21 protein-coding genes are annotated in these 23,759 nt (G+C 61.6%); 5 read left to right on the plus strand and 16 right to left on the minus strand.

The window, feature by feature from the left end; genetic code table 11:
- Window positions 1-4 precede the first annotated feature (4 nt).
- From BM382_RS12730 to BM382_RS12765, 8 genes are all read right to left on the minus strand, one after another.
- Complete coding sequence (locus BM382_RS12730; protein ID WP_011059233.1) at window positions 5-1,015, minus strand: ABC transporter permease subunit; 1,011 nt, start codon at window positions 1,013-1,015, stop codon at window positions 5-7.
- A gap of 73 nt (window positions 1,016-1,088) precedes the next feature.
- Entirely contained in the window at window positions 1,089-2,684 is a 1,596-nt protein-coding gene (locus BM382_RS12735) for an ABC transporter substrate-binding protein (protein WP_011059234.1), read from the minus strand.
- A 78-nt stretch (window positions 2,685-2,762) separates the two neighbouring features.
- Window positions 2,763-4,169: an OprD family porin gene (locus BM382_RS12740; protein ID WP_011059235.1), complete on the minus strand. Its 1,407-nt coding sequence runs from the start codon at window positions 4,167-4,169 to the stop codon at window positions 2,763-2,765.
- Window positions 4,170-4,335: 166 nt separating this feature from the next.
- On the minus strand, window positions 4,336-5,937 hold the full coding sequence (locus BM382_RS12745; protein WP_072443010.1) for an ABC transporter substrate-binding protein: 1,602 nt from the start codon (window positions 5,935-5,937) through the stop codon (window positions 4,336-4,338).
- Window positions 5,938-6,246: 309 nt separating this feature from the next.
- On the minus strand, window positions 6,247-7,872 hold the full coding sequence (locus tag BM382_RS12750; protein WP_011059237.1) for an ABC transporter substrate-binding protein: 1,626 nt from the start codon (window positions 7,870-7,872) through the stop codon (window positions 6,247-6,249).
- Between the two features lie 113 nt (window positions 7,873-7,985).
- Entirely contained in the window at window positions 7,986-8,393 is a 408-nt protein-coding gene (locus BM382_RS12755; protein WP_019096050.1) for a hypothetical protein, read from the minus strand.
- 265 nt (window positions 8,394-8,658) lie between these two features.
- Complete coding sequence (locus tag BM382_RS12760) at window positions 8,659-9,222, minus strand: helix-turn-helix domain-containing protein (protein ID WP_015634148.1); 564 nt, start codon at window positions 9,220-9,222, stop codon at window positions 8,659-8,661.
- Window positions 9,223-9,417: 195 nt separating this feature from the next.
- On the minus strand, window positions 9,418-10,134 hold the full coding sequence (locus tag BM382_RS12765) for an SIMPL domain-containing protein (RefSeq protein ID WP_072443012.1): 717 nt from the start codon (window positions 10,132-10,134) through the stop codon (window positions 9,418-9,420).
- 229 nt (window positions 10,135-10,363) lie between these two features.
- On the opposite strand from BM382_RS12765, the gene BM382_RS12770 reads away from it, so the two are divergent.
- From BM382_RS12770 to BM382_RS12780, 3 genes are all read left to right on the plus strand, one after another.
- Window positions 10,364-11,626: an ATP-binding protein gene (locus tag BM382_RS12770; protein ID WP_011059239.1), complete on the plus strand. Its 1,263-nt coding sequence runs from the start codon at window positions 10,364-10,366 to the stop codon at window positions 11,624-11,626.
- Entirely contained in the window at window positions 11,619-12,179 is a 561-nt protein-coding gene (locus BM382_RS12775) for a response regulator transcription factor (RefSeq protein ID WP_011059240.1), read from the plus strand. The genes BM382_RS12770 and BM382_RS12775 overlap by 8 nt, the downstream gene beginning before the upstream one ends.
- Before the next feature lie 98 nt (window positions 12,180-12,277).
- Window positions 12,278-14,005: an ABC transporter ATP-binding protein/permease gene (locus BM382_RS12780; RefSeq protein ID WP_011059241.1), complete on the plus strand. Its 1,728-nt coding sequence runs from the start codon at window positions 12,278-12,280 to the stop codon at window positions 14,003-14,005.
- 97 nt (window positions 14,006-14,102) lie between these two features.
- Here BM382_RS12780 and BM382_RS12785 read toward each other — a convergent pair whose 3' ends face one another.
- Both BM382_RS12785 and BM382_RS12790 read right to left on the minus strand, forming a co-directional pair.
- Window positions 14,103-14,294 (minus strand): hypothetical protein, encoded by a 192-nt coding sequence (locus tag BM382_RS12785; RefSeq protein ID WP_011059242.1) that lies wholly within the window; start codon window positions 14,292-14,294, stop codon window positions 14,103-14,105.
- A gap of 13 nt (window positions 14,295-14,307) precedes the next feature.
- Complete coding sequence (locus BM382_RS12790) at window positions 14,308-15,948, minus strand: phospholipase (RefSeq protein ID WP_072443014.1); 1,641 nt, start codon at window positions 15,946-15,948, stop codon at window positions 14,308-14,310.
- Window positions 15,949-16,207: 259 nt separating this feature from the next.
- Between BM382_RS12790 and BM382_RS12795 the strand changes: the two genes are divergently transcribed.
- The gene (locus BM382_RS12795) at window positions 16,208-17,149 is read left to right on the plus strand and encodes an AEC family transporter (RefSeq protein ID WP_011059244.1); all 942 of its coding nucleotides are present in this window, start codon (window positions 16,208-16,210) and stop codon (window positions 17,147-17,149) included.
- Window positions 17,150-17,203: 54 nt separating this feature from the next.
- On the opposite strand, the gene BM382_RS12800 is transcribed toward BM382_RS12795, so the two are convergent.
- From BM382_RS12800 to gatC, 6 genes are all read right to left on the minus strand, one after another.
- Window positions 17,204-17,584, minus strand: a complete 381-nt coding sequence (locus BM382_RS12800; RefSeq protein WP_011059245.1) for a carboxymuconolactone decarboxylase family protein — start codon at window positions 17,582-17,584, stop codon at window positions 17,204-17,206.
- A complete protein-coding gene (locus BM382_RS12805; RefSeq protein ID WP_026020272.1) occupies window positions 17,581-18,645 on the minus strand; it encodes a calcium/sodium antiporter in 1,065 nt (354 codons plus the stop codon). Before BM382_RS12805 ends, BM382_RS12800 begins: the two co-directional genes overlap by 4 nt.
- Before the next feature lie 50 nt (window positions 18,646-18,695).
- Window positions 18,696-19,070, minus strand: a complete 375-nt coding sequence (locus BM382_RS12810; RefSeq protein WP_011059247.1) for a septal ring lytic transglycosylase RlpA family protein — start codon at window positions 19,068-19,070, stop codon at window positions 18,696-18,698.
- Window positions 19,071-19,257: 187 nt separating this feature from the next.
- Complete coding sequence (gatB, locus tag BM382_RS12815; RefSeq protein WP_011059248.1) at window positions 19,258-20,703, minus strand: Asp-tRNA(Asn)/Glu-tRNA(Gln) amidotransferase subunit GatB; 1,446 nt, start codon at window positions 20,701-20,703, stop codon at window positions 19,258-19,260.
- A gap of 10 nt (window positions 20,704-20,713) precedes the next feature.
- Window positions 20,714-22,165, minus strand: a complete 1,452-nt coding sequence (gene gatA / locus BM382_RS12820; RefSeq protein ID WP_011059249.1) for an Asp-tRNA(Asn)/Glu-tRNA(Gln) amidotransferase subunit GatA — start codon at window positions 22,163-22,165, stop codon at window positions 20,714-20,716.
- A gap of 16 nt (window positions 22,166-22,181) precedes the next feature.
- Window positions 22,182-22,469 (minus strand): Asp-tRNA(Asn)/Glu-tRNA(Gln) amidotransferase subunit GatC, encoded by a 288-nt coding sequence (gatC, locus tag BM382_RS12825; RefSeq protein ID WP_011059250.1) that lies wholly within the window; start codon window positions 22,467-22,469, stop codon window positions 22,182-22,184.
- 211 nt (window positions 22,470-22,680) lie between these two features.
- Between gatC and mreB the strand changes: the two genes are divergently transcribed.
- The gene (gene mreB, locus BM382_RS12830) at window positions 22,681-23,718 is read left to right on the plus strand and encodes a rod shape-determining protein MreB (RefSeq protein WP_002555108.1); all 1,038 of its coding nucleotides are present in this window, start codon (window positions 22,681-22,683) and stop codon (window positions 23,716-23,718) included.
- The last annotated feature ends 41 nt before the right edge of the window (window positions 23,719-23,759 follow it).

The following is a 23,759-nucleotide window of genomic DNA, read 5'->3' on the forward strand; positions in this document are numbered from 1 at the left end:
GATCTCAGCGCTGATGACGGATGCGTGGGTTGGCAAAGCCGTAGAGGATGTCCACCACGAAGTTGACCATGATCACCAGGCAGGCGATCAGCAGGATGCCGTTCTGCACCACGGGATAGTCCCGGGCGCCGATGGCTTCGATCAGCCACTTGCCGATGCCCGGCCAGGAAAAGATGGTTTCGGTCAGGACCGCACCGGCCAGCAGGGTGCCGACTTGCAGGCCGACCACGGTCAGCACCGGAATCAACGCGTTGCGCAGGCCGTGGACGAACACCACCCGAGCCGGCGACAGGCCCTTGGCCTTGGCGGTACGGATGTAGTCCTCACGCAGCACTTCGAGCATCGAGGAGCGGGTCATCCGCGCGATCACCGCCAGCGGAATGGTGCCCAGCACGATGGCGGGCAGGATCAGGTGCTGCAGGGCGTCGAAGAAGGCGTCGGTGTCTTTGGCCAGCAGGGTGTCGATGAGCATGAAGCCGGTTTTCGGCTCGATGTCGTAGAGCAGGTCGATACGCCCGGAAACCGGGGTCCAGCCCAGGCTTACCGAGAAGAACATGATCAGGATCAGGCCCCACCAGAAGATCGGCATCGAATACCCCGCCAGCGAGATCCCCATTACCCCATGGTCGAACAGCGACCCTCGCTTCAAGGCGGCGATCACCCCGGCCAGCAGGCCGAGCACGCCGGCGAACAGCAGGGCGGCCATGGACAGTTCCAGGGTCGCGGGGAACAGCGAGGTGAATTCGCTCCAGACGCTGGTGCGGGTGCGCAGGGACTCGCCCAGGTCGCCGTGGGCCAGCTTGCCGATGTAGTCCAGGTACTGGGCGTACAGCGGCTTGTTCAATCCAAGGCGTTCCATTGCCTGGGCATGCATCTCAGGGTCGACCCGACGCTCGCCCATCATGACTTCCACGGGGTCGCCGGGAATCATGCGTATCAAGGCGAAGGTCAGCAAGGTGATGCCGAAGAATGTGGGTATCAGCAACCCCACACGGCGGGCAATAAAACTAAACATCTTCTGAAGTACCTCAATCAGCCGGTTAGGCGTTCCCGCCATCCTTGGGGTCAAGGACGGCGGGCGTTTCTTATTACTTCACTTGGGTGGTAGCGAAGTTGTTAGTGGTCAGGGGGCTAATGTGATAACCCTCGACGTTCTTGCGCATGGCGGTGAACATTTTCGGATAGGCCATGGGGATCCACGGTTGATCCTGTTCGAAAACCAGCATGGCCTTTTCATAGAGCTCGGCGCGTTTGGCGGGTTCAGCGTCGGAGCGTGCTTCGTCGATCAGATCCTGGAACGTCTTGTTGCACCAGCGGGCGTAGTTTTCGCCGTTTTTCGCCGCGTCACAACTCAGGTTCGGGGTCAGGAAGTTGTCCGGATCGCCGTTGTCCCCGGCCCAGCCCGCCGACACCATATCGTGTTCGCCGTTTTTCGCACGCTTGAGCATCTCGCCCCACTCCATCACGCGGATGTCGAGCTTGAGGCCCACCTTGGCCAGGTCGGCCTGCATCATCTGTGCGCCGAGCATCGGGTTGGGGTTGGTCGGGCCGCCGCCGTTGCGGGTGAACAGGGTGATAACCGTACCCTCCGGTACGCCGGCTTCCTTGAGCAGCGCGCGGGCCTTGTCCAGATCCCGGGGCGGGTTCTTCAGGCTGTTGTTGAAGCCCAGCAGGGTCGGCGGATACGGGCCGGTGGCCACCAGGGCGTTGCCCTTGCCGTACAGGCTGTTGACGTAGGCTTCCTTGTCGAAGGCGATGTCGATGGCCTTGCGCACTCGCACGTCGCTCATGTACTTGCGCGTGGTGTTCATGGCGATGTAGCCGGTGGTCATCGCGGCTAGCTCGTCGACCTTGAGATTGGCGTCGGCCTTGATGCTGGGGATGTCATCGGGCTTGGGGTAGAGGGCGATCTGGCATTCGTTGGCCTTGAGTTTCTGCAGGCGCACGTTGTTATCGGTGGTGATCGCCAGCACCAGCGGGTCGGCCGGCGGCTTGCCGCGGAAGTAGTCCGGGTTGGCCTTGAAGCGTACCTGGGCGTCCTTGGCATAGCGGGTGAAGATGAACGGGCCGGTGCCGATGGGCTTGCTGTTGAGCTCAGAGGTCTTGCCTTCCTTGAGCAGCTTGTCGGCGTATTCGGCCGGGAAGATCGACGAGAAGGCCATGGCCACGTCGGCGAGGAAAGGGGCTTCGCGGCGGGTCAGGGTGAAGACCACGGTGTGGTCGTCGATCTTCTCGACGCTTTTCAGCAGTTCCTTGAAGCCCATGCTTTCGAAATAGGGGAAGCCCACGCTGGACTTGTCATGCCAGGGGTGCTTCGGGTCAAGCTGGCGCTGGAAGCTCCAGAGCACGTCGTCGGCGTTCATCTCGCGCGTCGGGGTGAAGTAGTCGGTGCTGTGGAATTTGACGCCCTTGCGCAGATGAAAGGTGTATTGCAGGCCGTCGGGGCTGATGTCCCAGGATTCGGCCAGGGCCGGCTCGATGTCAGTGGTGCCGGGCTTGAAGTCCACCAGGCGGTTGAAGATGGTTTCCGCCACTGCGTCGGCCGTGACTGCAGTCGTGTACTGGACCATATCGAAGCCTTCCGGGCTGGCTTCGGTACAGACCACCAAGGGTTTGGCTGTGGCGCCCAGGGCGACGCTCAGCAGGGCGGCGCCAACGGCCGCTTTCAGGGGAAGCATTTTCATCAGGAACCCTCTGCAATCGATTGAACCAGATTAGCTTGAATGGCGGATTCGTCATGAATCCGCCCTTCAACTGGTGGGTTAGAGAATATTGAATGGGATGGTGGTAACCAGTCGGAATTCATTGATGTTGCCGTCGGCCTGGTTCTCGCTGGCGCGGTGCGTGGTGTAGGTGGCACGGATCGCGGTGGCTTTCAGCGGGCCGCTCTGTACGGCGTAGGAAGCACCGATGCCGTATTCGTAGTGGTGCTCGCCGTCCATGGTGCGTACGCCATAGACCGTACCGTCTGCCTTGACGCCGCTGTAGGCGGTGCCGTTGTAGTGGGTACCGTCGATGCCCCAGCCACGGGCCTGGTAGATGTTGAACTTGAGGCCGGGCACGCCGTACTCGGCCATGTTCAGGCCGTAGGCGATCTGGAAGGATTTCTCGTTCGGGCCGTTGAAGTCCGAGAGCAGGGAGTTGGCCAGGTAGATGCCGTTGGTTTCGTGCAGGTAGTCGAAGTACTCGTTACCGTTAATTTCCTGGTACGAGAAGGTCAGGCTGTGGGCCTGGTGGGTCAGGCCGAGCGACAGCGAGTAGGTGTCGTTGTCGATTTCGCCCATCTTCTTCTTGCCGGTATCGACGGTCTTGTAATAGTTCAGGCCGGTGGTCAGGCTCAGCACCGAGCTGTCGCCCAGCTCGTGGGTGGCGCCGAAGTAGTACTGGTTCCAGAAGTCTTCCACCTTGGAGGCGTAGAGGCTGGTCTTCAGGCTTTTCAGCGGCTGGTAGTTGGCGCCGACCAGGCTTACGCGATCGGTCTCGGCACCGTTGCTGTTGTACTCGGAGCTGAACTTGGACAGGCTCTGTTCGGTCCGTGGCGATACCCGGTCGAAGCTGCCGGCGTCGAACGACAGGTTGTTGAACTCTTCGCTGTGGATACTCACCCCTTCAAAGCTCGAAGGCAGCGGACGGTTGCCGATGACGTCGACGATCGGCGTGCTGAAGTTCTGCCGGCCGGCGGTCAGGGTGGTGTTGGACACGCGGAACTTGACGTTGGCCAGGCCCAGCTTGCTCCACTGGCCCACGGCGTCACCGTCGGAGTGGGTCAGGGTGCGGTTGTTCTTGCCGGCGATGTCCTTGCGGTCACGATCCAGAGCAATAGCGTTGTAGGCGGCGACTTCCGTGCTGACGCCAACGGTGCCTTCAGTGAAACCCGAGGTGTAGTTGAGGATGGTGCCCTGGACCCAGTTGATACGGCGCGGGGTCGAGGTCTCTACACCATTGTGGTTGTACGAAAAACGGTCGTTACGACGTTTCAGCTCGTTGGCGTACCAGTTGCGCGTGGTACCCGACAGGCTCTGCCCTTCGATAAAACCCTTGGTCTCAGCCTGGGCACTGGTGGCGTTCAGTTCAGTCGGGACGAAGTCCTGGCTGACGTTCTCCGCATAGGCCGAGGCGGTGATGCTACTGATAGCCAAGGCTAACAATGCGCTGCTGCTCAGTTTCATGGGTGAAGCTCCTTTGTTTTCTTTTTTAAATGCCGGTTTTTTTGGGCCGGCTGGTTTTTGGAACTCATTCAAGGCATCGCAAACGTTTGCATGTGGCTTGATCGCCGAATTCAGGCAAAGCGTCTGCGTGAGGGCGAAAATCGCCCCCAGGGTTTTGGCTCATCGGTTATGGGGCTAGGCTGACACCCGAAAAGGAGTTGCGGCCGAAAGGACTGACCTTGAAACCTTCGACTTTCGCGCTCAGCGGCTGGTTGATCGTCGAGTGGGCCACCGGTGTGATAGGGACCTGTTGCTTGAGCAGTTGCTGGGCCTGTTTGTACAGCAGGCTGCGCTGTTCACGGTTGGTGACGACCTTGGCCTGCTTGATCAGCTTGTCGTACTGCGGGTTGCACCACATGGAGTAGTTGTTGCCGCCAATGGCGTCGCAGCTGTACAGCGTGCCCAGCCAGTTGTCCGGGTCACCGTTGTCGCCGGTCCAGCCGATCAGGCTGATGTCGTGTTCGCCGTTCTTGGTGCGCTTGATGTACTCGCCCCACTCGTAGCTGACGATCTTCACCTTGAGGCCGATCTTCGCCCAGTCGGACTGCAGCATCTCGGCCATCAGCTTGGCGTTGGGGTTGTAGGGGCGTTGTACCGGCATGGCCCAGAGGGTGATTTGCGTGCCTTCCTTGACCCCGGCGGCCTTGAGCAGCTCCCGGGCTTTTTCCGGGTTGTAGGCGGCGTCCTTGATGGTTTCGTCGTAGGACCACTGGGTCGGTGGCATGGCGTTGACTGCCAGCTGCCCGGCACCCTGGTACACGGCGTTGAGGATGCTTGGCTTGTTCACCGCCATGTCCAGCGCCTGGCGCACTTCGAGCTGGTCGAAGGGTTTGTGCTGCACGTTGTAGGCGATGTAGCCCAGATTGAACCCGGGCTTTTCGATGACTTGCAGTTTCGGGTCGTTTTTCAGCGTGTCGATATCGGCGGGGCGCGGGTGCAGGGTCACCTGGCATTCGCCGGCCCGCAGCTTTTGTACCCGTACCGAGGCGTCGGTGTTGATGGCGAAGATCAGCCGGTCGAGCTTGACCCGGCTTGGGTCCCAGTAGTGCGGGTTGGCGCTGTAGCGGATCTGTGAGTCTTTCTGGTAACGCTGGAACACGAAGGGCCCGGTGCCGATGGGTTTCTGGTTGATCTGGCTCGGGGTGCCGGCCTGGAGCAGTTGCTCGGCGTATTCGGCGGAAAGGATCGCGGCGAAGCTCATGGCCAGGTTCTGGATGAAGGCCGCGTCCACGGTATTGAGGGTCATGACTACGGTCAGCGGGTCGGTCTTTTCGACCCGGGCGATGTTCTTGTTCAGGCTCATGCCGTTGAAGTAGGGAAACTCCGTCGGGTAAGCCTTGCGGAACGGATGTTCGGCGTCGAGCATGCGGTTGAAGGTGAACAGTACGTCGTCGGCGTTGAGGTCTCGGCTCGGCTTGAAATAGGGCGTGCTATGGAACTTCACCCCTTCGCGCAGGTGAAAGCTGTAGGTGAGACCGTCCTCGGAAATGTCCCAGCTCTTGGCCAGCGCTGGCAGCACGTTGGTGGCGCCTCTTTCGAACTCCACCAGGCGGTTGTACAGCGGCTCGGCGGCATCGTTGTCGGTAGCAGTGGTGTATTGGGCGGTGTCAAAGCCCGCCGGGCTGCCTTCGGAACAGAACACCAGGCTGCGTTCGGCAGCGGTGCCGAACGAACTGGCGGCCAACAGGCCGCTGCCCAGCAGGGCCGGGAAAATCCAGGAATGACGCATGACCGTACTTCTCCATTTTTGTTGTGATGAACAATGGGCCATGACTCCTTCCTGGAGCCTGTACAGGCCATTGATGCCAAACCACTACGTGCGGCAGGTGCCCGTTGGCAGACGCAGCTTCGCCTTGCACCGACCTTGAGGGTCGAGGGCCGGGCGGTAACTGCGTCGAACCTGAAATGCCTGTAGGAATCGGCTCTGAATTCGCAAGACAGTGCGCCAGTGGCGGGTCGTTGCGCAGTAGAGACCGAGCTCCAGCGGGCCGGGCTGGTAAAGCAACGGCGACATCATGGACGTCGCCGTTGCAGAACCTTATTTGCCGATGCTGACGCCGTAGAAGGAGTTCAAGCCAAAGGGGCTGATTTTGAAATCCTGCACGTTGGCGCGCATGGGTTGGAACACCGTCGAGTGAGCGATAGGTGTCATCGGTACTGCATCTTTGAGGATGTGTTGCGCCTGCTTGTACAGCTCGGTGCGCTTGGCTACATCAGAGGTAGCCTTGGCTTGCTTGATCAGGGCGTCGTAAGGCTTGTCGCACCATTTCGAGAAGTTGTTGCCGTTCATTGCATCGCAACCGAACAGGGTGCCGAGCCAGTTGTCGGGGTCACCATTGTCGCCGCTCCAGCCGATGATCATCGCCTGGTTCTCGCCGCCCTTGGAGCGCTTGATGTACTCGCCCCACTCGTAGCTGACGATGTTCACTTTCAGGCCGATCTTCGCCCAGTCCGACTGCAGCATTTCGGCCATCAGCTTGGCGTTGGGGTTGTAGGGACGCTGTACCGGCATGGCCCACAGGGTGATCTGGGTGCCTTCCTTGATGCCGGCTTCCTTGAGCAGCTCCTTGGCTTTCTCGGGGTCGTACTTGGCGTCCTTGATGGTGGTGTCATAGGACCACTGGGTTGGAGGCATGGCGTTGACCGCCAGCTGGCCGGCGCCCTGGTACACCGAATCGATGATCTGCGGCTTGTTCACCGCCATGTCCAGCGCCTGGCGCACCTTGAGGTCGGCCAGCGGGTTGGCATCGGTACGGCCCTTGAGGACCGGCATCACGTTGTAGGCGATGTAGCCGAGGTTGAAGCCTGCCTGCTCAGGCATCTTCAGGGTCTTGTCTTCCTTGAGGGCCTTGAGGTCGGCCGGACGCGGGAAGAGGGTGACCTGGCATTCGTTCTTCTTCAGCTTCTGGATACGCACCGAGGGGTCGGTGGTGATGGCAAAGATCAGGTTGTCGATCTTCACGTCTTCAGGCTTCCAGTAGTCCTTGTTGCCGGTGTAGCGGATGTTCGAGTCTTTCTGGTAGCTCTTGAACACGAAGGGGCCAGTGCCGATCGGCTTCTGGTTGATGTCGCTGGCCTTGCCTTCCTTGAGCAGCTTGTCGGCGTATTCGGCGGACTGGATCGAGGCGAAGCTCATGGCCAGGTTCTGGATGAAGGCTGCGTCCACGGTCTTGAGGGTGAACTTGACGGTCTTGTCGTCGACTTTCTCGACCTTGGTGATGTTGGTGTCCATCCCCATGTCGGTGAAATACGGGAATTCGGTGGGGTAGGCCTTACGGAACGGCATGTCCTTGTCGATCATGCGGTTGAAGGTGAACAGCACGTCGTCGGCGTTGAAAGTACGGGTCGGGGTGAAGTACGGCGTGGTGTGGAACTTGACGCCTTCGCGCAGGTGGAAGGTGTAGGTCAGACCGTCGTCCGAGATGTCCCAACTGGTGGCCAGGCCCGGAATGACCGCGGTGCCGCCGCGTTCGAACTGGCTGAGGCGGTTGTAGAGGGTTTCGGCTGAGGCGTCGAAGTCGGTTCCGGTGGTGTACTGGCCAGGGTCGAAACCGGCCGGGCTCCCTTCAGAGCAGAACACCAGGTTAGTCGCCGCTTGGGCGAAGGGTGCGCTGGCGAGCAAGCCGGCGCTGACTAATAACGGAAGGACTGCTTTCTTGAACATGGTGGCCTCATGATTTGTTGTCATTTTTGGTGTAGAGGGCGACCTTGTGAGTCGACCCGCCGATACTTATGCAGCCCTCATACCCAATGCAAGATGCAGGGCTGCCACAAGTCTCAAAGAGTGGAACGAACGTACAGGAATGACGCATTTGTATAAATCTTGACGCATTTGATCGTTTGCGCCGGTGTTTTGTGGTGCATGCGCTGCCTTTTCACGGGGCAATCGAAGCCCATCGCGCCCACTCTTGGTGCGGTGCTGGCTGGTGTGCCGGGTGATGCTTGGCCCAGGCGCCCGGCCTTGTCTGACCGGATGGAGATGGGCGGCTGGGTGAGGGAGGCCGTGGAGAACGGATGCCCGCAATTTTGCTGGCGATGGCGCGTGCTCGGCACATCGTCGCAGGTGCTGAATTCGGGGCTCGCAGTGAGGTTGTCACTGTGGAGGTCGCTGCGGGTTTGTGACGGCGTAGTGCCGCGGATCAGACCAGTTGTCTGCCAAACCTGGAGCGGAAAGGTCTTATCCATGCAAACCTCATTTTTTCTTTTTCTAGGGCATATCTGAGGATTGGCCTTGTGGGCCATGGAAACTCGCCTTCTTATGGGGAGTGGATGCAGCCCCATGGACCCTGTGCGGCGACGGCGATCGCTTTGTTGTGTTGTTGATAGTCGATTCGCCGATGCCGAAATTAAGTCATGCTGAAATCGTGGTCAACGAAAATTAAGCGTGACTAACATTTCTCCTTGTGCACAGGTTTGTCCCAGGGGTTCGACTGACGGCCGTGCGCTGGGCTCAGGCCGCGGAATGGTCGTCGAACAGGCCCATGGTGGTGACGGTCAGGACTTCTGCCGGGCCATTGCCGACGTTGGCCAGGCAATGAGTCTTGGTGGCGTCGAAGTGCACCGAGTCACCGGCACTCAGGGGATATTGACTGCCCTCGATGGTGTAGACGATCTGTCCTGAAAGCACGTAGGAGAACTCCGAGCCGTCATGGGAAATCAGCTCGGACTGGTAGCCCACCGGTATGTTCATCTTGACCGCGTTGATCAGGTTTCCGGGAAAGGAGCTGGACAGGCGCTCGTAGGCCAGTGGCTGGCCTTCGATGGTGTAGCGCACCCGCTTGCCGTCGTGGGAGTCGGGTTGCGCCTGGATCGGCTGGTCGAACAGGGCGTTCAGCGGAACGTTCAGAGACTTGGCGATATTGACCAGGGAAGAGATCGATACACCCGTGAGATTACGCTCTGCCTGGGAGAGGAAGCTGGCGGTCAGACCGGATTCGCTGGCGATCTGGCGCAGGGTTTTCTTGGCGGCGCGGCGATAGCGACGCAGGCGTTCGCCGATGCGATCTGCGGTCATTGAAGAGACTCTTATAGGAAAGAAGCAGTATACCCGGCGGACGTCAGCAACATCTGAGCCGCTGCGTACCGCGGGGCATAACTCTAACACCACAGAGCCGGGTTCCCCCGGGTCCGGGTTGAAATAGCCGGTAACGAAAAACGGCGATAACCTTGATGCCGAAGGTTATCGCCGTTGGAAGACGCAGGGATAAGGTCAGGGCATCAGCACTTCGATGGCGCCGTCGGCGGTCATGCTGACCTGGCTGGTGCCGGCCTCGACTTCTGGTGTCACTGGGGCCGAATCCATGCTGGCGGCCTTCATCATCATCGGCGCACGCATGTAAGGCTGTGGATAGCCATTGCTGTTGAGGTTCAGGTTGACGATCTTGTAGCCCTTGCCGCCCAGGGCCTCGGTGGCCAGTTGGGCACGGGCCTTGAAGGCCTTGACCGCATCCTTGAGCAACGCGTCTTCGCTGGCCTTGCGGGTCGGGTCGGCGATGACGAAGTCCATGCCACCCATCTTCAGGTCGCCCAGCAGTTCACCGGTGAGCTTGGACAGCGCGGCAAAGTCGGAGCTTTCCAGGCGCAGTTCGGCGCGCTCACGCCAGCCTGTGATCTTCTGGCCCTTGCCGTCGTAGATCGGGTAGCTGTTGCGGCTGCCCTGGCGCAGGGTCACGTCCTTGACCTGGCGCGCCTGGTCCAGGGCCTTGTTCATGGTGGTGGTGATTTCTGCGGCGAGCTTGGCCGGGTCGGTGTTCTGCGATTCGCTGTAGAGGGTCACGATCATCAGATCCCGAGCCACTTCCTGGCTGACTTCGGCGCGCAGGGAAATCTGGTTGTAGTGCAGTTCATCGGCGGCCAGGGCGGGCAGGCTGGTGAGGGTGCCGGCGCTGAGTGCGAGAAGGGCGACGCTGCGACTGAAATGCTGCATGAAAACTCCTTGAGTGCGGTCCGCAGGATAAGGTCAGAGCCTGGGTGAAACCTTCAGACTGTGGTTTTTATTCCTCGTTGCGGCCAATTACAACTTTGATACACATGATCGCCATGGATCGTCCGCGGCCGCTCAAGCCAGTGTGGCGCTTTGCCGCAGTTTTGCCTGTGCCGGGGGCTGCTTGGTTATACTCCCGGCGATTGCCCTGGAGCGCTCATCAGGAGAGCTCATGCTCGCCCCCGTAAAATTGCTGTCCGCAACCCGTCAGAACCTCTGGCGCCTGACCTTTATCCGTACCCTGGTGCTGGCCGCTCAGGCCGGTTCGGTGGGGCTCGCCTACTGGCTGGACCTGCTGCCGCTGCCCTGGTTGCAACTGGGCGTGACCCTGATGTTTTCCATGGTGTTGTGCGCTTTCACCGCGATCCGCCTGCGCACCTCGTGGCCGGTGACGGAGCTGGAATACGCCCTGCAACTGGCCTGTGACCTGTTTATCCACAGTGTCCTGCTGTACTTCTCCGGTGGTTCCACCAACCCCTTCGTCTCCTATTACCTGGTGCCCCTGACCATTGCCGCGGTGACCTTGCCGTGGCGCTACTCGGTGGTCCTGTCGGGTATCGCCCTGACGCTCTATACCCTGTTGCTGGCGCGTTTCTACCCGTTGCAGACCTTCCCCATCGCCCGGGAGAACCTCCAGGTCTACGGCATGTGGCTGAGCTTTGCCCTGGCTGCGGCGGTGATCACCTTCTTCGCTGCACGCATGGCAGAAGAGCTGCGCCGCCAGGAAGAACTGCGGGCGATCCGGCGCGAAGAGGGGCTGCGCGACCAGCAATTGCTGGCAGTGGCGACCCAGGCCGCCGGCGCCGCCCACGAATTGGGCACGCCCCTGGCGACCATGAGCGTGCTGCTCAAGGAAATGCGCCAGGACCATCCCGACCCGCTGCTGCAGGATGACCTCGGCGTGCTCCAGGACCAGGTCAAGCTGTGCAAGGAAACCCTGCAGCAACTGGTGCGCGCGGCCGAGGCCAATCGCCGCCTGGCGGTGGACATGCAGGAAGTCACCCAGTGGCTGGACGAAGCCTTGAACCGTTGGCACCTGATGCGCCCGGAAGCCAGCTACCGTTTCCATCTGTTGGGCGAGGGGCCGGTGCCGCGCCTGGCGCCGCCGCCGGACCTGACCCAGGCCCTGCTCAACCTGCTGAACAATGCCGCCGATGCCTGCCCCGAAGGCCTGGAAGTACGCCTGGACTGGGACGCGGAAAACCTCACCATCAGTATTCGTGACCACGGTGCCGGAGTACCCTTGGCCATCGCCGAACAGATCGGCAAACCGTTTTTTACCACCAAGGGCAAAGGCTTCGGCCTGGGCCTGTTTTTGAGCAAGGCCAGCGTGACCCGCGCTGGAGGCTCAGTGAAACTCTACAGTCATGAGGAAGGCGGAACGCTCACCGAGCTGCGCCTGCCCCGTGCCGCCCGAGGAGACGACCATGAGTGAAGAGATCCAAGTCGAAGGCGAGGAACTGCCGCACCTGTTGCTGGTGGATGATGACGCCACCTTTACCCGCGTGATGGCCCGTGCCATGAGCCGCCGCGGTTTTCGCGTGAGCACCGCCGGTTCCGCCGAGGAGGGCCTGGTCATTGCCCAGCAGGACCTGCCGGACTACGCCGCGCTGGACTTGAAGATGGATGGCGACTCCGGGCTGGTGCTGTTGCCCAAGCTGCTGGAGCTGGACCCGGAGATGCGGGTACTGATTCTCACCGGCTATTCGAGCATCGCCACCGCGGTGGAAGCGATCAAGCGTGGCGCCTGCAACTACCTGTGCAAGCCGGCGGATGCCGACGATGTACTGGCCGCGCTGCTCTCCGAACACGCCGATCTCGACACCCTGGTGCCGGAAAACCCGATGTCGGTGGACCGCTTGCAGTGGGAACACATTCAGCGCGTGTTGACCGAACACGAAGGCAACATATCCGCCACTGCCCGGGCCCTGGGCATGCACCGCCGTACCTTGCAGCGCAAATTGCAGAAGCGTCCCGTGCGTCGCTGAACCGCGACTGAACGAATGTCCGCTGGGCGTCGTGAAAAAGCGAGCCGATCTACTATGATCGGCTCAACGCTTGCCCTTCTTCCTATCGAGCCTCAACGATGAATCAGAACGCTGAATACTCCGCGGTCAACGATGCCGTGCGCGGGCAATTCTTTCGCCGGGTCTGGGCCATGATCACGCCGTACTGGCGCAGTGAGGAAAAGGGCAAGGCCTGGCTGTTGCTGGTTGCGGTGATCGGACTGTCGCTGTTCAGCGTGGCCATCTCGGTGTGGATCAACAGCTGGTACAAGGACTTCTACAACGCCTTGCAGAAAAAGGACGAAGCGGCGTTCTGGCACTTGATCCTGTATTTCTGCGGGATTGCCGCGGTGGCGATCCTGGGGGCGGTGTACCGCCTGTACCTGACCCAGATGCTGACCATCCGCTGGCGGGCCTGGCTCACCGAGAAGCACTTTGCCCGCTGGCTGGGCCACAAGAACTACTACCAGCTGGAGCAGGGCGGCTACACCGACAACCCGGACCAGCGGATTTCCGAGGACCTCAACAGCTTTACCAGCAATACGCTGTCCCTGGGCCTGGGGCTGATCCGCAACATTGTCAGCCTGGTGTCCTTCTCGATCATCCTGTGGGGGGTGTCCGGCAGTATCGAGGTGTTCGGCTACACCATTCCCGGCTACATGTTCTGGTGCGCGCTGGTCTACGCCGCTGTCGGCAGCTGGCTGACCCACTTGATCGGGCGCCGCCTGATCGGCCTCAACAACCAGCAACAGCGCTTCGAAGCCGACCTGCGTTTTTCCATGGTGCGGGTACGGGAGAATGCCGAGAGCATTGCCCTGTATGACGGCGAGAAGAACGAGAACCAGCGTCTGAGCAGCCGTTTCGGCAAGGTCTGGCACAACTTCTGGGACATCATGAAGGTCTCCAAGCGCCTGACCTTCTTCACCGCCGGGTATGGCCAGATTGCGATCATTTTCCCCTTTATCGTGGCTGCCCCGCGGTACTTTTCCGGCAAGATCGAGCTGGGTGAGCTGATGCAGATCAACTCGGCATTCGGGAACGTTCAGGAGAACTTCAGCTGGTTCATCAGTGCGTATTCGGACCTGGCGGCCTGGCGCGCCACCTGTGATCGTCTGCTGAGTTTCCGTCAGGCCATGAGTGATAACGAAGAACGGACCCCGGCTATCGACGTGCAGCATCAGGGCGAACAATTGTGCGTACGTGACCTGGGCCTGGACCTGGCCGATGGCCGGCATCTGCTGGCCGGCGCCGAAATGACCGTGAACCCAGGTGAGCGGCTCATGCTCAGCGGCCGTTCCGGCAGCGGCAAGAGTACCTTGCTGCGGGCCATGGGCCGGTTGTGGCCGGCCGGGCACGGGAGCATCCTGCTGCCGAACCAGCGTTACCTGTTCCTGCCGCAAAAGCCCTATCTGCCCATTGGCAGCCTGCGCGAAGCCTTGAGTTATCCACAGTCTGGCGACAGCTACCCCCAGGAGCGTTATGCACAGGTCCTGGAAACCTGCCGCTTGCCCCATCTGGTGGCGCGCCTGGACGAGAGCAATCACTGGCAGCGCATGTTGTCGCCGGGCGAGCAGCAGCGCCTGGCCTTTGCCCGGGCCCTGCTCTATGCACCGCAGTGGCTGTACATGGATGAGGCCACTTCGGCCATGGACGAAGAGGACGAAGCCACCTTGTATCAGGCGCTGATCGATCAGTTGCCGGGCCTGAGCATTGTCAGCGTCGGCCATCGCAGCAGCCTCAAGCGCTTCCATCCACGGCTCGTTCGTATCGAGCAGGGGCATCTGCAAGAGCAGACTCTTACGGCCTGACGGAGGGCCGAGCGCTAGCCTCAAGCCCAGCGCCCTTGCACCGCCGGTGCAAGGGCGCTGGGCCGTTTCGCGAGCGAGCCGTTCCTACAGGCCGCGATCAGGCCTGGTGCAGGATCGAACGGTCCACACGTACGGCCAACTGGCCGCTGCCCGGCTTCGCGTTGAAGGCCACGTTGCCGTGTTCATCCACGCTGGCTCGGGCGATCGGGGCGCCGTTGAGCAGCAGCTCCAGTGGTGCATCCTTGAGAGACTGGCCGGAGGCCAGTTGCAGTTTCAGGTTGATAGCCATGGTGATCTCCTTATCAGGCGTTGCTGTCGATGAAGTGGCTGGCGTTCTTGTCGATGGAGCCCACCAGCTCCGGTGAACCACCACGGAACTGGCGGAACACATTGCGCCCGGTGGCGCTGCTGTTGCTGGTACCGGCCGGAATGCTCAGGGTTGGCTGGAAGCTGTCGCTCAGTTCCACATAGGCCGACCAGGGGCCGATGTAGGACTCGTTCAACCCGTTGGTTTCGCTGAGGGCGTAGCGCACCGCGTGGCCTGGCAGCCAGTTGGGTTCGCTGGGGCTGTGGCTCTGCCAGCCATCGGCGAGGATCACCGGAACCGCGCTGGGGGTTTCCAGGTAGCCGGTCGGCTTGTTCGGGCTGTAGTTCTGCAGCAGCAGGTAGGTGCTCCAGCCCCACCAGTTGTCGATGGTCTTGCTGTCATTGAGGTTGTTGACGTCGCTGCGGCGCAGGACCTTGTCGCCACTCATCACGAACAGTGGCGAGAAGTTGCCGGTTTTCGCGGCATTCAGGTCCGGCAGGGTTTTCAGGGCTGCGTAGCTGGCGGGTGCGGGGAGGTTGCCGCTGAGGTAGCTGGCGAAGATTTCGTCTGCCGAACTCTGCACTGCCATCTTCACCTGCTGGCGATTGCGATGGTCGACGCTGTCGAAGTAGCGCTTGTCGCCATAGGCGTGCCAGCGATCGCCCAGGGCGTTGCTGACATTCAGGCCGAACTTGCTGTCCTCGTCATGCATGAAGCGGGTAATCAGCGAACCCAGGTCGCTGGGGGTGACGACTGCCGCCACCTGTTTGCGCGGCACCCGTACGTGGCCGGAGGAGAACAGATCGGTGAGGAAATGGTCGGCGAAGGCGTTCATTGCGTAAGCCAGTTCCAGTTGCTTGTCGTCCGCGCTCTTGCCCGCCAGTACCGCTTGCTGCAGCGCTGCGGTATGGCCTGCGGTGTAGGCAGCCAGGGCCCATTCGCCGAAGTGATCGGCGTTGTTGGCCGCCAGCTTCAGGTAGCGCCCCAGGGGGAACAGGGCGGATACCACGCTGCCGCCGCCGGTAATCTTGTTCCACTCCTCGGACAGGGTGTCGCCCAGGGCGTCATAGGCTTCATGGGGCTGCTTGCCGTCGCGGATCGCCTGGTTGGCGGCGACGATTTCCTTTTGCATCACCGCAAGGATCTGCCGGGCTTCGTCTTTCGCCGCCGGCAGTACCGCAAGGGAGTTGAACGCCGCGATAAAGCGCTGTACTCGATCACTGGGGGTTGCGCCTTCGCAGATCGGCTGCTCGGGAATGCCATAGAAGTCGCCCCCCAGGGCCACCACCTGGCCGTAGGTCAGCGCCAGGCCGTTAGGCAGGTGCAGTTCGACCTGCCACGCCGGGATGGCCGGTGCATCCTTGACGAAGCGCAGCAGGGTGCTGTCGCCGATGGCTGTGTGTTCGCCGCCCTCGAAACGCAGCTGTGGCTGGCCCTTGGTGGCTTTTTGTGCAGAACGAGGCAGGTCTTCCGGGCGGTGGTACTTGATGGTGTGGTGGCCATCGGCGACCAGTACCAGGGTGTCGCCATCGCCGGAAATGGCGATGCCTTGTTCACTGAACAGGCGGTCCAGGTCGGCGACGATCTTGCCCGCGTGTTGTGGCTGTTGCTGCTTCTGTGCAGAGAGTCCTGACATTTCTAGCTCCTTGATATGTCATGGGGATATTTCCTTATTTAACTGTATGCATATACAGTTAAATCGAGCATAGAGGAAAACGTTTTCCCGTCAAGAAGCGAATGCACCGCTGCAGCATTTTTTCTTTCGCCCCGCAATGGAGCCGCAGGCTGGGTACTGCGTGGGGCAGGCGGGCCCCGGGGCAGCGAGGCTCCAGACGCCAGCGTGCGGATTGAATTATCATTAGCGCCCTAACGACAGGCTCAAGGTCCACCCGCCCATGCTGGCTATTTTTCTCGAAACCCTGACGATCACGGCGCCGGTCTTTGCCATGTTGCTGCTCGGCCTGTTGCTCAAGCGGGTGGAGTGGATCGACGACAACTTCATTCATACGGCCTCGGCCCTGGTGTTCAACGTCACCATGCCGGCGCTGCTGTTTCTCGGCATTGTCCATGCCGACCTGCATTCATCGTTGAAACCCGGGGTGCTGATCTATTTCTCCTTGGCCACCCTGGCGTGCTTTGGGCTGGCCTGGGGCTGGGCGATCTGGCGTTGCCCCAAGGCCGACCGCGGGATCTATACCCAGGGCGCGTTTCGCGGCAATAACGCGATCATCGGCCTGGCCCTGGCTGCCAGCATGTACGGCGATTACGGCATTTCCCTGGGCGCAGTGCTCGCAGCCCTGGTGATCCTGTTCTACAACACCCTCTCGACCATCGTCCTGGCGGTCTACAGCCCGGTGATCAAGTCCGATCCCTGGAGCATCTTCAAGAGCGTTGTCAGCAACCCGCTGATTGTCAGTGTGCTGGTGGCCGCACCGTTCGCCTACTGGCAGATCGGCATTCCCAACTGGCTGGAAACTTCGGGGCGCTACCTGGCGCAGATGACCCTGCCCCTGGCGCTGATCTGCATTGGCGGCACCTTGTCCCTGGCAGCCTTGCGCAACAGCGGCGAACTGGCGATGAGCTCCAGTTTGCTGAAGATGGTCAGCCTGCCGGCCTTGGCGACCCTGGGGGCCTGGCTGTGCGGGTTTCGCGGGGCGGAGTTGGGGATCCTGTTCCTGTACTTTGGCAGCCCCACCGCGGCGGCCAGTTTTGTCATGGCCCGGGCGGCCAATGGCAACCACGAACTGGCGGCGGCGATCATCGTCATCACCACGGTGATGGCGGCGGTGACCACCAATATCGGGATTTTCCTGTTGCAGTGGGGTGGGTGGATCTAGGCTTTGCCGCGAGCCGGCTCCTGCACGGCTATTGCGTAGGAGCCGGCAGCAGGTTCACTGCGGTTGCTGATAGGTGTCTATCACTTCCTGGGCCGCGCGAAACGCATCGATGGCCGCCGGCACTCCGGCATACACCGCGCAATGCAGCAGCGCTTCACGAATCTCTTCGACACTGCAGCCGTTGTTCAGTGCGCCGCGCACGTGGCCCTTGAGTTCCTGTGGGCACTTGAGTGCGGTCAGGGTCGCCAGGGTGATCAGGCTGCGGGTCTTGAGCGGCAGGCCCTCACGGTTCCATACACCGCCCCAGGCATGCTCGTTGACGAAGTCCTGCAAGGGCTGGGTGAATTCGGTGGCGTTGCCCAGGGCGCGATCGACGAACGCATCGCCCATGACCTGGCGACGCATCTGCAATCCGCTTTTCTTGTTCTCGCTCATGGTGCTTCCTTCTTGTGTTGGCGGCGCCAGGCTCGCAGCGAACTGAACAGCAGGAACGCCACCAGCGCTGGCAGGACGAAAAACAGCATCAGGTGTTCCAGCTTGCCGGCCAGAGGCATGCCGGTGGTGAAGGACACCACATGCAGCCCGTAAGCCAGGTACAAGCCCAGAAACAGCAGGCCTTCGGCCCGGGTCACGCGGTATCCGGAATAGAACACCGGCAGGCACAGCACGGCCACGCCGAGCATGACCGGCAGGTCGAAGTCCAGGGCATTGGGCGAGACCGAAAGAGGTGTCGGTGCCACCAGGGCGGTGAAGCCCAGCACTCCCAGCAGGTTGAACAGGTTGCTGCCGATGATGTTGCCCACGGCAATCTCGCGCTGGCCGCGCAGGGCCGCCAGCAGCGAAGTGGCGAGTTGGGGCAGGGAGGTGCTGACGGCGATCACGGTCAGGCCCATGACCCGCTCGGAAAGCCCCAGATCGTCGGCCACGGAGACGGCGGCGCCCAGCAGCAAGTGCCCGGCGAAGACCAGCAGGCCGAGGCCGAGCAGGACCATCAGCAGGCTGCTGATGCGCGGTGCCCAACTGCGCTGGCCGGCTGGTGCGGGTGAGTGGGGGCGGTGCGAATGGCGGGACTGGCGCAACAGCAGGCCCAGGTACAGCACCAGGGCTGCCAGCAGGATCAGGCCGTCGCTGGGGCTGAGTTGTTCGTTGTAGGCCAGCACGAACACCAGCAGGCTGGCGCCGATCATCAGCGGGATGTCCAGGCGCACCAGTTGCCGCGAGACCCGCAGCGGGATGATCAGCGCGGACAGGCCGAGGGTCACCAGGATGTTGAAAATGCTGCTGCCGATCACGCTGCCCACGGCAATGTCGGTGTTGTCGGCCAGGGTCGCCTGCAGGCTGATGGCCATTTGTGGCGCGCTGCTGCTGAAGGCGACGATGCTCAGGCCGATGATCAGTGGGCGCATGTGCAGGCGTGCAGCCAGGCGGATGGCCGCGCGCACCAGCAGTTCGGCGCCGGCGATCAGCATCACCAGGCCGCTGATGAGCTGGATCAGGCTGAGCAGGGGCAGTTCGGCAAAAGCGGTAATGGCGTGGGCTCCCGGGGTCAGTCGCTGAGGGCTTGGACGCGGACTTTGGCAGTTCCGCTGCGTAGCATGTCCAGTTGTTGGGCGGCGGCGCGGGACAGGTCGATCAGGCGGCCTCGGGTGTGCGGGCCTCGGTCGTTGATACGTACCACGACGCTCTTGTCGTTGCCCAGGTTGGTGACCTGTACCCGGGTGCCGAATGGCAGTTCGCGGTGGGCGGCGGTCAGGCCGTTCTGGTCGAAGGGCTCGCCACTGGCAGTGCGATTGCCGTGGTGCCGAGCGCCGTAATAGGAGGCGGTGCCGGTTGCGTCATAACCCCGGGGGTCGATGACGTGGCTGGTGGCGCAGCCAGTGAGCAGAGCGAGCAGGGCGCTAGTGGCAACCAGACGCTTCATTCGGGAGCTCCGATGGTTGATGTGGCGAGGGAGCATACTCCCGCTGGTCTGTCTGGCAGACCGCAAGCCGACGGCGATGTTCCTTGCTGGAGCGGCGCCGGCCGGTTTGCAGTCGCTGTCGGACCGAGCGGGAGCACGCTCCCTCGTCACGCGCAAGCGGCCGGGGCCGCTTGCGGTTAAACCCCGATCAGCCCTCGAGCTTGCTCTTCAGCAGCTCGTTGACCTGTTGCGGGTTGGCCTTGCCTTTGGATGCTTTCATCGCCTGGCCGACGAAGAAGCCGAACATCTTGCCGCGCTTGGCCTCATCGGCGGCACGGTACTGTTCGACCTGTTCGGCGTTGGCTGCGAGCATCTCATCGAGCACCGCAGAGATCGCGCCGCTGTCGGTGACTTGCTTGAGGCCACGCTTGTCGATGATCTCGTCGGCATTGCCTTCGCCATTGGCCATGGCTTCGAACACGGTCTTGGCGATCTTGCCGGAGATGGTGTTGTCCTTGATCCGCAACAGCATGCCGCCCAGTTGTTCGGCCGAGACCGGGGCTTCGTCGATTTCCAGGCCCTGCTTGTTCAGCAGGCTGCCCAGCTCGACCATGACCCAGTTGGCGGCGAGCTTGGCGTCACCGGCGATGCTGGCGACCTTCTCGAAGTAGTCCGCCTGCTCACGGCTGGTGGCCAGTACGCTGGCGTCGTAGACCGACAGGCCGAACTGCTCCTGGAAGCGCTCGCGTTTCTGTGGTGGCAGCTCAGGCAGGGTGGCGCGTACCTGGTCGAGGAAGGAATCCTCGATGACCACGGGCAGCAGGTCCGGATCGGGGAAGTAACGGTAGTCGTTGGCTTCTTCCTTGCTGCGCATCGGACGGGTCTCGTCCTTGTTCGGGTCGTACAGGCGGGTCTGCTGGATCACCTTGCCACCGTCCTCGATCAGCTCGATCTGGCGACGGATCTCGCTGTTGATGGCTTTCTCGATGAAGCGGAACGAGTTGACGTTCTTGATCTCGCAGCGGGTGCCGAACTCGACCTGGCCCTTGGGGCGGATCGACACGTTGCAGTCGCAACGCAGGGAGCCCTCGGCCATGTTGCCGTCGCAGATGCCCAGGTAGCGCACCAGGGCGTGGATCGACTTGACGTAGGCCACGGCTTCCTTGGCGCTGCGCATGTCAGGCTCGGAAACGATTTCCAGCAGCGGCGTGCCGGCACGGTTCAGGTCGATGCCGGTGGCGCCGTTGAACTCTTCGTGCAGGCTCTTGCCGGCGTCTTCTTCCAGGTGCGCGCGGGTGATCCCGACGCGTTTCATGGTGCCGTCTTCCAGGGGGATGTCCAGGTGGCCCTTGCCGACGATCGGCAACTCCATCTGGCTGATCTGGTAGCCCTTGGGCAGGTCCGGGTAGAAGTAGTTCTTGCGGGCAAACACGTTGTGCTGGCCGATCTCGGCGTCAACCGCGAGGCCGAACATCACCGCCATGCGCACCGCTTCCTGGTTCAGCACTGGCAGCACGCCGGGCATGCCCAGGTCGATCAGGCTGGCCTGGGTGTTGGGCTCGGCACCGAAGGCGGTGGAGCTACCGGAGAAAATCTTCGATTGAGTGGTGAGCTGGGTATGAATCTCCAGCCCGATCACGACTTCCCATTGCATGTGTGTCTCCTCAGAAGCCGGTTGGGGTGCGGGTGTGCCAGTCAGTGTTCAACTGATACTGGTGCGCAACGTTGAGCAAGCGGCCTTCCTGGAAATACGGAGCGAGCAGTTGCACGCCGACCGGCAAGCCGTCGACGAAGCCGGCCGGCATCGACAGGCCCGGCAGGCCCGCGAGGTTGGCGGTGATGGTGTAGACGTCTTCCAGGTATGCAGCGACCGGGTCGCTGCTCTTGGCGCCGAGCTTCCAGGCCGGGTTGGGCGTGGTCGGGCCGAGGATGATGTCGACTTCGTTGAACGCGGTCATGAAGTCGTTCTTCACCAGGCGACGGATTTTCTGCGCCTTGAGGTAGTAGGCATCGTAGTAGCCGGCGGACAGTGCGTAGGCACCGACCATGATCCGGCGCTGCACTTCGCTGCCGAAGCCTTCGCCGCGGGAGCGCTTGTACAGGTCTTCCAGGTTTTCCGGGTTCTCGCAACGGTAGCCGAAGCGCACGCCGTCGAACCGTGACAGGTTGGAAGAGGCTTCCGCCGGGGCGATCACGTAGTACGCGGGGATGGCGTGCTGCATGTTCGGCAGGCTGATTTCCTTGATCACCGCACCGAGCTTTTCCAGCTCCTTGATGCTGTTGTGGATCAGCTCGGCGATGCGCGGGTCCAGGCCGGCGCTGAAGTATTCCTTCGGCACGCCGATGCGCAGGCCCTGCAGCGAGCCGGTGAGGCCGGCGCTGTAGTCCGGCACCGGTTCATCGATGCTGGTGGAGTCGTTCGGGTCGAAGCCGGCCATGCCTTGCAGCAGGATCGCGCAGTCTTCGGCGGTGCGCGCCAGCGGGCCGCCCTGATCGAGGCTGGAAGCGTAGGCGATCATGCCCCAGCGGGAAACGCGACCATAGGTCGGCTTCAGGCCGGTGAGGTTGGTGAAGGCGGCGGGCTGGCGGATCGAGCCGCCGGTGTCGGTAGCCGTGGCGGCTGGCAGCAGGCGCGCAGCGACCGCGGCGGCGGAACCGCCGGACGAACCGCCGGGCACGTGTTCCAGGTTCCACGGGTTTTTCACCGCGCCGTACCAGCTCGACTCATTGGCCGAGCCCATGGCGAATTCGTCCATGTTGGTCTTGCCCAGGGTCACGGCCCCGGCAGCGGCCAGCTTGGCGACCACGGTGGCGTCGTAGGGCGCCTTGAAGTTGTCGAGCATCTTCGAGCCGCAGCTGGTGCGGATGCCCTGGGTGCAGAACAGATCCTTGTGGGCGATTGGCGCGCCCAGCAGGGCACCGCTCTCACCATTGGCGCGACGCTCGTCGGCGGCCTTGGCCTGGGACAGTGCCAGGTCCTGGGTGAGGCTGATGAAGCTGTTGATCTGCGGATCCAGCTGGGCGATGCGCGCCAGCAGGGTCTGGGTCAGTTCTACAGAGGAGAATTTCTTGTCGGCGAGGCCGCGGGCGATCTCGGCCAGAGTCATGTGATGCATTGCAGGCTCTTTCCCTTTAGTCGATGACTTTCGGAACCAGGTACAGGCCGCTTTCGACCGCTGGTGCGATGGACTGATAGGCCTCGCGATGATTGGACTCGGTCACAACGTCTGCGCGCAGGCGCTGGCTGGCTTCCAGGGGGTGGGCCAGGGGCTCGATACCGTCGGTATCGACTGCCTGCATTTCATCCACCAGCCCGAGAATGCTGTTCAGGGCGGAGGTGATGTGTGGAAGATCGCCTTCATTGAGCTTGATGCTGGCCAAATGAGCGATTTTTTCCACGTCGGAGCGTTCAAGCGCCATGGGATTCTCCAGTGGAAAACAAAAACGGATTTCGTCCGCGTGTTAGATTGTCGGAACACTACCGCATTTCTACGGTCTTATGGCCGCGATTGTGGGGGTTGGTGCACAGAAAAGCGGCCAATTTAACATATTGGCGCCTTGCCCAAAATCCCTGTCGTTGTTAGAGTTTGCCGCACTTTTTTACCCACGCGTTGCCTAGGGTCCCTTTCCCATGTTCAAGAAACTGCGTGGCATGTTTTCCAGCGATCTTTCCATTGACCTGGGCACTGCCAACACCCTTATTTACGTGCGCGAGCGCGGTATTGTCCTGAATGAACCATCGGTTGTGGCCATTCGGACCCACGGTAATCAGAAAAGTGTTGTCGCGGTTGGTACTGAGGCCAAGCGCATGCTCGGTCGTACCCCGGGCAACATCGCAGCCATTCGTCCGATGAAAGACGGCGTGATCGCCGACTTCAGCGTTTGCGAAAAGATGCTGCAGTACTTCATCAACAAGGTTCACGAAAACAGCTTTCTGCAGCCCAGCCCACGTGTGCTGATCTGCGTTCCATGCAAGTCCACCCAGGTTGAGCGTCGCGCCATCCGTGAATCGGCCCTTGGCGCCGGTGCCCGTGAAGTGTTCCTGATCGAAGAGCCGATGGCCGCTGCGATCGGTGCCGGCCTGCCGGTTGAAGAGGCCCGCGGTTCGATGGTCGTGGACATCGGTGGTGGTACCACTGAAATCGCCCTGATCTCCCTGAACGGTGTGGTCTACGCCGAATCCGTACGGGTTGGCGGCGACCGTTTCGACGAAGCGATCATCACCTACGTGCGTCGCAACTACGGCAGCCTGATCGGTGAGTCCACCGCCGAGCGCATCAAGCAGGAAATCGGCACCGCCTACCCGGGCGGCGAAGTGCGTGAAGTCGACGTCCGCGGCCGTAACCTGGCCGAAGGCGTGCCACGTGCCTTCACCTTGAACTCCAATGAAGTGCTGGAGGCTCTGCAAGAGTCTCTGGCAACCATCGTTCAGGCGGTGAAAAGCGCCCTGGAGCAATCGCCTCCGGAACTGGCCTCGGACATCGCCGAGCGCGGCCTGGTGCTGACCGGTGGTGGCGCGCTGCTGCGTGATCTGGACAAGCTGCTGGCCCAGGAAACCGGCCTGCCGGTGATCGTTGCCGAAGACCCGCTGACCTGTGTCGCTCGCGGCGGTGGCCGTGCATTGGAAATGATGGACAAACACACCATGGACCTGCTTTCCAGCGAATAACTTCGCCGGTTGCATCTATGCTGTTGCGCTCACAGGCAGCA

Source organism: Pseudomonas sp. NFPP25 (assembly GCF_900116505.1).
GTDB classification, from domain to species: Bacteria; Pseudomonadota; Gammaproteobacteria; order Pseudomonadales; family Pseudomonadaceae; genus Aquipseudomonas; species Aquipseudomonas protegens.

Bases quoted from the DNA above. Each gene is read 5' to 3' on its own strand.
- BM382_RS12790 (WP_072443014.1), bottom strand. From the start codon at position 15,948: ATGTCAGGACTCTCTGCACAGAAGCAGCAACAGCCACAACACGCGGGC.
- BM382_RS12775 (WP_011059240.1), top strand. From the start codon at position 11,619: ATGAGTGAAGAGATCCAAGTCGAAGGCGAGGAACTGCCGCACCTGTTG.
- BM382_RS12760 (WP_015634148.1), bottom strand. From the start codon at position 9,222: ATGACCGCAGATCGCATCGGCGAACGCCTGCGTCGCTATCGCCGCGCC.
- BM382_RS12740 (WP_011059235.1), bottom strand. From the start codon at position 4,169: ATGAAACTGAGCAGCAGCGCATTGTTAGCCTTGGCTATCAGTAGCATC.
- BM382_RS12765 (WP_072443012.1), bottom strand. From the start codon at position 10,134: ATGCAGCATTTCAGTCGCAGCGTCGCCCTTCTCGCACTCAGCGCCGGC.
- gatA (WP_011059249.1), bottom strand. From the start codon at position 22,165: ATGCATCACATGACTCTGGCCGAGATCGCCCGCGGCCTCGCCGACAAG.
- BM382_RS12755 (WP_019096050.1), bottom strand. From the start codon at position 8,393: ATGGATAAGACCTTTCCGCTCCAGGTTTGGCAGACAACTGGTCTGATC.
- mreB (WP_002555108.1), top strand. From the start codon at position 22,681: ATGTTCAAGAAACTGCGTGGCATGTTTTCCAGCGATCTTTCCATTGAC.
- BM382_RS12780 (WP_011059241.1), top strand. From the start codon at position 12,278: ATGAATCAGAACGCTGAATACTCCGCGGTCAACGATGCCGTGCGCGGG.
- BM382_RS12745 (WP_072443010.1), bottom strand. From the start codon at position 5,937: ATGCGTCATTCCTGGATTTTCCCGGCCCTGCTGGGCAGCGGCCTGTTG.
- BM382_RS12785 (WP_011059242.1), bottom strand. From the start codon at position 14,294: ATGGCTATCAACCTGAAACTGCAACTGGCCTCCGGCCAGTCTCTCAAG.
- gatB (WP_011059248.1), bottom strand. From the start codon at position 20,703: ATGCAATGGGAAGTCGTGATCGGGCTGGAGATTCATACCCAGCTCACC.
- gatC (WP_011059250.1), bottom strand. From the start codon at position 22,469: ATGGCGCTTGAACGCTCCGACGTGGAAAAAATCGCTCATTTGGCCAGC.
- BM382_RS12750 (WP_011059237.1), bottom strand. From the start codon at position 7,872: ATGTTCAAGAAAGCAGTCCTTCCGTTATTAGTCAGCGCCGGCTTGCTC.
- BM382_RS12795 (WP_011059244.1), top strand. From the start codon at position 16,208: ATGCTGGCTATTTTTCTCGAAACCCTGACGATCACGGCGCCGGTCTTT.
- BM382_RS12735 (WP_011059234.1), bottom strand. From the start codon at position 2,684: ATGAAAATGCTTCCCCTGAAAGCGGCCGTTGGCGCCGCCCTGCTGAGC.
- BM382_RS12810 (WP_011059247.1), bottom strand. From the start codon at position 19,070: ATGAAGCGTCTGGTTGCCACTAGCGCCCTGCTCGCTCTGCTCACTGGC.
- BM382_RS12800 (WP_011059245.1), bottom strand. From the start codon at position 17,584: ATGAGCGAGAACAAGAAAAGCGGATTGCAGATGCGTCGCCAGGTCATG.
- BM382_RS12730 (WP_011059233.1), bottom strand. From the start codon at position 1,015: ATGTTTAGTTTTATTGCCCGCCGTGTGGGGTTGCTGATACCCACATTC.
- BM382_RS12770 (WP_011059239.1), top strand. From the start codon at position 10,364: ATGCTCGCCCCCGTAAAATTGCTGTCCGCAACCCGTCAGAACCTCTGG.